This is a genomic window from Rathayibacter sp. AY1B4, from assembly GCF_002932815.1.
Lineage (GTDB): Bacteria > Actinomycetota > Actinomycetes > Actinomycetales > Microbacteriaceae > Rathayibacter.
In genome coordinates, this window is the sequence record NZ_PSWN01000032.1 from 22673 (window position 1) to 28672 (window position 6000).

Consider the following 6000-nt stretch of genomic DNA (forward strand, 5'->3'; position numbering starts at 1 on the left):
AGCCGCCTCCACGACTCGGGGTTCCCTCGGCGGCGGGGAGTAGCGTCGACGCACCACGTCCGAAGGAGCCCTCCGTGCCCGACACGATCGCCGACATCCCCCTCACCACGATCGACGGCACCACGTCGACCCTCGCCGACTACCCGCCCGTGCGGCTGATCGTCAACGTCGCCTCCCGCTGCGGCCTCGCCCCGCAGTACGAGAAGCTCGAGGCCCTGCAGAAGAGCTACGGGGAGCGCGGATTCACGGTCCTCGGCTTCCCGAGCAACCAGTTCCTCCAGGAGCTGAGCGACGAGGACAAGATCAAGGCGTACTGCTCGACGACCTGGGGGGTCACCTTCCCGATGTTCGAGAAGGTCCGCGTCAACGGCCGCTCGGCGCACCCGCTCTACGCGGAGCTCACCAAGGCGGAGGACGAGAACGGCAAGGCCGGCCGGGTGAAGTGGAACTTCGAGAAGTTCCTGATCACGGCCGACGGCACGGTCCACCGGTTCCGCCCGACGGTCGAGCCCGACGACCCGCGGATCGTCGACCTGATCGAGGCGTCGCTCCCCGCCTGATCCCGCTCAGCGGCGGGCGCGGGGCGGAGCACGCCGCCCGTCGCGGATCAGCGGTCGCGGAGCCCCAGGGTCGAGCGGGCGTCCGCGGGCTCGACGCCCTCGGGGCAGACGATGTCCGAGACGTCGAACGGCGTCGCGCGCGAGAACGGGATCATCTCGATCCCGTCGACGTGGCGCAGCAGCACGAGGCCGCCCTCGCCCTCGCGCAGGCTCCGGCGCACCTGGCGCAGGAAGATGCCGGCCATGTCGAGCTCGACGACGAAGGAGCGGCCGCTCACGTCGATCCGGCAGCCGATGACCGGCTGGGAGCCGACGGAGACGGAGTCCGGCACGCGGTGCGGCTCGATCGGCTGCTCCTTGCGAAGCGTCCGCACCGGGGTGAGGGTGGGCAGGCCGGTCGCTCGCGCGGTGTCCGTCATGGTCGTCTCCGTCCGTCGACGTCCGCCGATGGTTCCGGGGACGTCTTCTCGACGGTACTTCGCGTCCCCCGCAGAGGGGACGGGGTTGACGGCCGTGCGATCAGGGGGCAGCGGGGCCCAGGAGCGGCGGAGCTCAGGAGCCCTGGCGCTGCTCCTCGGGCTCCGGCAGGACCGAGAGCTCGCCGTGCATGCTGGCGACGCTGAGCATCTGCTCGATCCACGCGCGGTTGAGCTTGGGCTGGTGCGCCTCGGTGAAGCGGAAGTGCAGCGGCACCGACGGGTGCAGCCAGACGGAGCTCCGGCCGTGTCCGGTGGAGGCGTCCTCCATCCACGAGAGCGAGAAGGCTTCGTTGCGGCGCAGCTTCGAGAGGACGGCGACCTTCAGGTGCGCGAGGACGCGCTCCTCGAATTCGATCTCGAGGTTCTGCGGTCCGTAGATGAGCGTGGCCACGGGCCCCCTTCGTTCATCGGGCCGGCCCTGGCGGACGGCTCCTCGGGGGACGGTATCCGCTCGGACCCCGGTGCGGGGAATCGGGCGGGAGACACGCCGGACCCCCATTGACAGTCCCGCGGACGGGACGTAGCACTGCCGGGCGTGCTGGGCGCCACGTTAGCCGACGCATGTAGCGAGAGTCGATGCTCCGTCGCGGATCTCCCGTCGGCCGGGGCCGGCCCGGGAGCGAGCGCGGGCACCTCCGGCCGCCGGCCGCGCCGCTCAGGATCCCGTCACGGCCCGGCCGGCGCGTCCCACCCCTCCTGCGGAGTCGCGCAGGTGCCGCGGAAGACGTACTGCGACGGCAGCTTCCGCTGGTGCGAGGACCAGTCGATCGCCGGCCGCCGCTGCTCCGGAGGCAGGTAGCCGAGCCGGTACACCGCCATCAGCTCCAGCTCGTCGGGCACGGCGAGCAGCGACTCGATCCGCGCCCACGCTCCCGGCACCTCCATCGGGAACGACACGAACTGGATCCCCATCCCCAGCTCGACCGTGCTCAGCCAGACGTTCTCCATCGCGGCGCCCATGCTGAACACCGAGTAGAAGGAGGAGAGCTCGCCCGGCCGGTACTCGGAGCGGTCGAGCATCACCCCGAGCAGCAGCGGCGATCCCGCGACGAGCCGGCGGTTCTCCTCGCCGAGCGTCTGCGGGACGCGGAGGGAGTTCATCAGGAACTGCCCGCGCTTCGTGAAGACCTGCTTCGTGAAGGGGCGGAGCGGAGCCGGCAGCTTGTCGAACAGCATCCCGTCGCGCCGCTGCTCCATCTCCTCGCTGCTGAAGCGGAAGTAGGGCTTGTAGCGCTCGAAGAACGTGCCGTTCGACATCGCGGTGGTCATGCTCTCGCCGCTGATCGCGGCGATCCGGTCGATCGTCTCGCGCTCCTCGACGAGCACGAACCGCCACGGCTGGCTGTTGAGCTGCGAGGGCGCCCGGCCGGCCACCTCCATCAGGAGCCGCTGGTGCTCCTCGGAGACGGGGTCGGGCAGGAACGCGCCGTTGGTGGTCTTCCGGCGCCGGACGACATCGAGGAACTCCATGCCTCGATCCTGCCCCGATCGATCGCGCAGAGGGGGGAGCGGCGGCGGCCCGGGGCGCGCGCGGTAGCATCGAGGGTCCTGTGCAGGCTCGAGGGAAGCGGTGGAACGGTGAAGACGAGGGTCATCTTCTACCTTCTCGGAGGTGTGTTCGTGCTCGGCGCGGGCATCAACTCGGTCGTGGGCAGCGGCTTCTCGGTGCCGAACCTGCTGACGATGCTCTGCGGCGCGCTGATCCTCGCGATCGCCGGCTGGCAGGCGCTGCGCTCGTACCGCTCCGACCCCGACCGCGACGTCGAGCCCCCGCGCTAGAAGCCGGGGCGCGTCAGCGCAGGGCTGACCCGGCCCTGAGACGCTGGAGCACTCCTCGGCGCCGCGCCGGCCGCCGCGTCCGCCCGAGAGCGGCGAGCACGAACGGAGCCGCCGCCAGCGCGATCGCCGGGTGCCGACGTCCGTGCGTCCCCGCGAAGGGGATCACCGCCAGCGGGACGGCGGCGGGAGCCAGCGCGGACGCGGCGCGGGTGTCCGACCGTCGCAGCGTCGCCCAGGCCAGAGCGGTGAGCGTCGACGTGCAGATGTAGAGCGCGTGATGGATCCAGTGCCAGCGGCCCGTGCGGAGAGCGCCGGTGGCGACGGCGGTGCCGAGGGCGCAGTTGGCGGAGTAGCTGACAGCGGCGGCGCGCAGCCAGAGCGGACCGGAAGCGCTCACCCTCCGCCGCGTCCTCACACCTCGCCCCGCGCGAGCAGCAGCCGGTAGGGCGCCGCGCGCTCGACCCGCCACCCCTCGGGCGCCACAGTCCGCAGCTCGGCGGCGGTGAAGCTGCGCCGCACCGACAGCGACCCGTCGTAGTGGAGGAACGAGCCGGCCGCGATCGGTCGCGTGGCCAGCAGGTAGGCCGTGTAGGCCAGCCGCGAGCGCTCGATGTCGTTGTGGAGGGCGCGCGGGGCCAGGCGCTCGCTGTCGGCGAGCAGGTCGGCGAGCGACTCCGGCGACAGGTGGTGCAGCACGTGGTTGGAGGTCACCAGCTCGAAGTGCTCGCCCTCGGCGACCAGGTCGGCGCTGCTCGCGCGGCGGAACTCGACTCCGGGCGGCGCGGGCGTGGACGTGGCGAACGCGGAGGCGCGCTCGTCCGGATCGACGGCGGTGATCGCCAGGCGGAGGCCGTCCTCGCGGGCCCAGCCGGCGAGGGAGCGGGCGACGTCGCCGCCTCCGGAGCCGATGTCGAGCAGGCGGAACGGCTCGTCGGGCCGCAGCAGCGGACGGAGGCGCGAGCGGTAGAGGCCACGCCACCCCGAGACCAGCCGGTTCACGGTGCCGAAGCGGGCGTAGGTGGCGTCGAGCAGGGTGCGGTCGCAGTCCGGGTCGTCCATCAGCTCCTGCTCGGAGACCTCGCGGTGGCGCAGGTCCGGCGCGAGAGGGGCTCGCGGAGTCACTCCCCGCCCCGCTTGGTGAGCAGCGCGAGCTCGACGGTGAGGCCGGGCCCGAACGCCATCGCGCCGATTCGCTCGCCGTCGGCCGCCTCGCCGTGCAGCAGGCGCCGCAGGATGAAGAGGACGGTCGCGCTCGACATGTTGCCGTTGGTCCGCAGCACCTCGCGCGACGGGGCCAGCTGCTCGTCGCTGAGGGCGAGCGAGGCCTGCACCTTGTCGAGGATGCTGCGGCCGCCGGGATGGATCGCCCAGCGCTGCACGTCGCTCCGCTCGACCTCGGCGCCGGCCAGCAGCGGGGCGACGGCCGCCTCGATGTTCGCTCCGATGATCGAGGGCACGTAGGTGCTCAGCCGCATCGAGAAGCCGTGGTCGCCGATCGTCCACGCCATCTCGGTCTCGCCCTCGTCGGTGAGCGTCGTGGCGAGCGCGTCGAGCTCGAGCACCGGGACGCCGGGCGCGGCCTCGCGGGCGGTGACGACGGCCGCCGCACCGCCGTCGGCGAAGACGGAGGTCGCGACGATCTGCTCCGGGTCGTTGGAGCTCGTGAGGTGGATGGTGCACAGCTCGACCGCGACGACGAGGACGACCGCCTCCGGGCCGGCCTCGCAGAACTGGCGGGCGGCGCGCAGGCCGGGGAAGGCGCCGTAGCAGCCCATGAAGCCGAGGTGGAAGCGCTGCGTCGAGGGCGCGAGGCCGAGGCGGCGGACCAGCTGGTAGTCAGGCCCCGGAGCGTAGAAGCCGGTGCAGGAGACGGTCACCACGTGGGTGACGTCCTCGGCCGTCATCGACGCGGACGCGAGGGCGCGGCGGGCCGCCTCCGTGAAGAGCTCGGGAGCGCGCTCGGTGTAGACGGCGTTGCGCGCCGCCGTCCCCGGGTCGAGCACCAGGCCGCTCCCCGCGTCGTAGAAGACGCTCGCACCCTCCCGCTCGACCCGGTCGAGCTCGTCGACCACCGTGCTGCGGGTGTCGATCCCGGACGCGTCGAAGGCCGCGCCGATCAGGCGGGACCCGAGCCGGGTCATCGCGGGCTGGGACGCGAAGAGGTCGCGCACCTCGGACTGGCGCAGGACCGTGGTCGGCACCGCCGTCTCGATGCTGCGGATGTGGACACTCACCCGCAGGAACCTATCGCGGAATCCTGCGGGTGAGCGGTGCCCTGGAGCGTGATCAGAGGATCGGCTTCCCGCCGGTGACGGCGATCGTCGACCCGCTGATGTAGCTCGCCTCGTCGGAGGCGAGGAGGACGTAGGCGGGGGCCACCTCGGCCGGCTGCCCGGGGCGGCCCAGCGGGACCTGCTCGCCGAACTCGGCGACGGCCTCCTCCGGCATGGTCGAGGGGATCAGCGGCGTCCAGATCGGGCCGGGCGCGACCGAGTTGGCGCGGATGCCCTTCTCGCCGAGCGCCTGCGCGAACGAGGCGGTGAGGCTGAGGATCGCCGACTTCGTGGCGGCGTAGGGGAGCAGCTGGTACGACGGCTGGTCGGACTGCACCGAGCTCGTCGCGATGATCGACGCGCCCTCCTTCAGGTGGGGCAGCGCCGACTTCACGAGGTGGAAGTAGGCGCTGATGTTCGTCGCGATCGTGCGGTCCCACTCCTCGTCCGGGATGTCGGTGACGCTCTCGCGGCTCATCTGGAAGGCGGCGTTGCTGACGAGCACCTCGAGGTGGCCGAAGCGCTCGACGGTCTCGGTGACGACGGCGCGGCAGTGCGCCGGGTCCTGCAGGTCGCCGGGGAGGAGCAGCGCCTCGCGGCCGGCCTCCCGGACCCACGTCGCGGTGTCCTCGGCGTCGTCGTGCTCGTCGAGGTACGAGATCGCCACGTCGGCGCCCTCGCGCGCGAACGCGATCGCGACGGCCTTGCCGATGCCGCTGTCGCCGCCCGTGATGAGGGCGACCTTGCCGCTGAGGCGGCCGGAGCCGCGGTAGCTGGTCTCGCCGTGGTCGGCCTTCGGCGTCAGCTCGGCCTCGGTGCCGGGCGGTGTCTGCTCGGGGGATTCCGGAGTCATGACTCTCCCTCTCGTGTCGTCGGTCGGTGCCTCCATGCAAGCGGGTGGGAGGGAGG

Annotated in this window: 9 protein-coding genes; 2 read left to right on the plus strand and 7 right to left on the minus strand. The window is 72.3% G+C overall.

Annotated elements, in window-relative coordinates:
• The first annotated feature begins 74 nt into the window (after window positions 1-74).
• Window positions 75-560, plus strand: a complete 486-nt coding sequence (locus tag C5D66_RS15540; protein WP_244229546.1) for a glutathione peroxidase — start codon at window positions 75-77, stop codon at window positions 558-560.
• A 47-nt stretch (window positions 561-607) separates the two neighbouring features.
• Here the strand turns inward: C5D66_RS15540 and C5D66_RS15545 are convergent, their stop codons facing one another.
• From C5D66_RS15545 to C5D66_RS15555, 3 genes are all read right to left on the minus strand, one after another.
• Window positions 608-979, minus strand: coding sequence for a hypothetical protein (locus tag C5D66_RS15545; protein WP_104256562.1), 372 nt, complete (start codon window positions 977-979; stop codon window positions 608-610).
• A 133-nt stretch (window positions 980-1112) separates the two neighbouring features.
• Entirely contained in the window at window positions 1113-1430 is a 318-nt protein-coding gene (locus tag C5D66_RS15550) for a hypothetical protein (RefSeq protein ID WP_244229547.1), read from the minus strand.
• A gap of 275 nt (window positions 1431-1705) precedes the next feature.
• Window positions 1706-2509, minus strand: a complete 804-nt coding sequence (locus tag C5D66_RS15555; RefSeq protein WP_104256039.1) for a nitroreductase family protein — start codon at window positions 2507-2509, stop codon at window positions 1706-1708.
• Between the two features lie 108 nt (window positions 2510-2617).
• On the opposite strand from C5D66_RS15555, the gene C5D66_RS15560 reads away from it, so the two are divergent.
• Entirely contained in the window at window positions 2618-2818 is a 201-nt protein-coding gene (locus C5D66_RS15560; protein ID WP_104223776.1) for a hypothetical protein, read from the plus strand.
• 13 nt (window positions 2819-2831) lie between these two features.
• Here C5D66_RS15560 and C5D66_RS15565 read toward each other — a convergent pair whose 3' ends face one another.
• From C5D66_RS15565 to C5D66_RS15580, 4 genes are read right to left on the minus strand one after another with little or no spacing between them, the layout of a single operon-like run.
• Window positions 2832-3215, minus strand: a complete 384-nt coding sequence (locus tag C5D66_RS15565; RefSeq protein WP_104247377.1) for a hypothetical protein — start codon at window positions 3213-3215, stop codon at window positions 2832-2834.
• 14 nt (window positions 3216-3229) lie between these two features.
• The gene (locus C5D66_RS15570; RefSeq protein WP_258061332.1) at window positions 3230-3940 is read right to left on the minus strand and encodes a class I SAM-dependent methyltransferase; all 711 of its coding nucleotides are present in this window, start codon (window positions 3938-3940) and stop codon (window positions 3230-3232) included.
• Complete coding sequence (locus tag C5D66_RS15575; protein ID WP_104256040.1) at window positions 3937-5052, minus strand: type III polyketide synthase; 1116 nt, start codon at window positions 5050-5052, stop codon at window positions 3937-3939. Before C5D66_RS15575 ends, C5D66_RS15570 begins: the two co-directional genes overlap by 4 nt.
• Before the next feature lie 52 nt (window positions 5053-5104).
• The gene (locus C5D66_RS15580; RefSeq protein WP_104256041.1) at window positions 5105-5944 is read right to left on the minus strand and encodes an SDR family oxidoreductase; all 840 of its coding nucleotides are present in this window, start codon (window positions 5942-5944) and stop codon (window positions 5105-5107) included.
• Window positions 5945-6000 lie beyond the last annotated feature (56 nt).